Source organism: Oleiphilus sp. HI0132, from assembly GCF_001635845.1.
Genome location: NZ_LWGJ01001282.1, coordinates 1 through 1,628, shown reverse-complemented (window position 1 = coordinate 1,628; position 1,628 = coordinate 1). Strand labels below are relative to the sequence as shown.

Here is a 1,628-nt window from a genome sequence, read left to right as displayed (position 1 = left end):
AAGAGAACCCAACGCTTATTTAAGTCGTTAAAATTCTCATAAAGTTATGGTGGTCTTCTCGAATACCTGGGTCATTATCCTTCAATTCAACAACCTTCTTACAAGCATGTAAAACAGTCGTATGATCCCTGCCACCGAAAGCATCGCCTATTTCAGGCAGGCTGTGATTGGTTAGTTCTTTTGCAAGCGCCATAGCCATCTGTCTGGGTCTGGTAACTGAACGGGTACGCCGCTTCGATAACAAATCTGCTACCTTTATTTTATAGTACTCAGCAACAGTTCGCTGTATGTTTTCTATACTAACTTGCTTGTCATGTAGAGCAAGCAAGTCTTTTAGACATTCACGAATAAAAACCGGAGTAATCTCTTCGCCTGTAAAATGAGCATTGGCAGCAACTAGTTTTAAAGCCCCTTCTAGCTCACGAACGTTGGAGCGAATCTTTTGAGCAATAAAGAAAGCCGATTCACTACTAAGATTAACCTTAGTCTGCTCTGCTTTTTTCATCAAAATTGCAACACGGGTTTCTAGTTCAGGCGGCTCAACCATAACGGTAAGTCCCCAGCCAAAACGAGACTTCAAACGTTCTTCCATATTATCAATTTCTTTAGGGTAGCGATCGCAGGTCAATATCATTTGCTGACCGCCTTCTAATAAGGCATTAAAAGTATGGAAAAACTCTTCTTGCGAACGCTCTTTACGTGCAAAGAATTGAATATCATCGATTAGCAAAGCATCAACAGATCGGTAATATCGCTTGAATTCATTGATCGCATTAATCTGCAGAGCTTTAACCATATCGGCAACAAATCGTTCGGAATGAAGGTAAACCACCTTAGCATTAGGATTCTTCTTAACGATTTCATTACCGACAGAATGCATCAAGTGAGTTTTACCCAGACCAACACCACCATAAAGAAATAAAGGGTTATAAGCTCCGCCTGGATTTTCTGCTACCTGGACAGAAGCAGCGCGTGCTAACTGGTTAGATTTACCTTCTACAAAAGTATCAAAAGTAAAATTAGGATTTAAAAAGCTTTGGTGTTTTATAATTGAACCTTCAACTTCAACCCGCCGTTCAACAGGTTTCGATGAAGACAGACCACTTTCGCGAGGCTTATGAGAACTATGTTGGTTAGGTGAAGCAGGGCTAGGCTTTCTTCTGTTGTCTTCAGTTTTAAGCTTTGTACTATTATCAGCTTCTTTAAGACTGCCAATTTTTAGATTGACGGAAGAAATGACTTTGTCATGCCCCATATCTTTAAGTAATTCGTTTATACGCTGTAAGAACTTTTCTTTAACCCAATCCAATACGAATTTATTCGGTGCATATAATTGAAGTATACCGTTAACACACTCCCCCTGAAGCGGCCTTAACCAAGTATTATATTGCTGACTAGGCAATTCTTCTTTTAGCTTTTCTAAGCACTCAGACCAGACTTCAGTTTGCACTTGGTACTTTATTCCTATTATTTAGAAAGAGGGGGAAATACAACCGTTTTTATTAAGGTGAATTTTAACGGTAAAACGTCGTAACTACTAGCGCTATTTTTTAGGTTAATAAACCGCCTGTTAATAACTTTATATATATATTTCAAATAATTAATAACTTTACACACAAGCTTGTGCA

General features: G+C 38.7%; 1 protein-coding gene. It reads right to left on the bottom strand.

The features are described from left to right. Positions 1–19 precede the first annotated feature (19 nt). Positions 20–1,450, bottom strand: coding sequence for a chromosomal replication initiator protein DnaA (gene dnaA / locus A3766_RS19505; protein WP_068507318.1), 1,431 nt, complete (start codon positions 1,448–1,450; stop codon positions 20–22). Positions 1,451–1,628 lie beyond the last annotated feature (178 nt).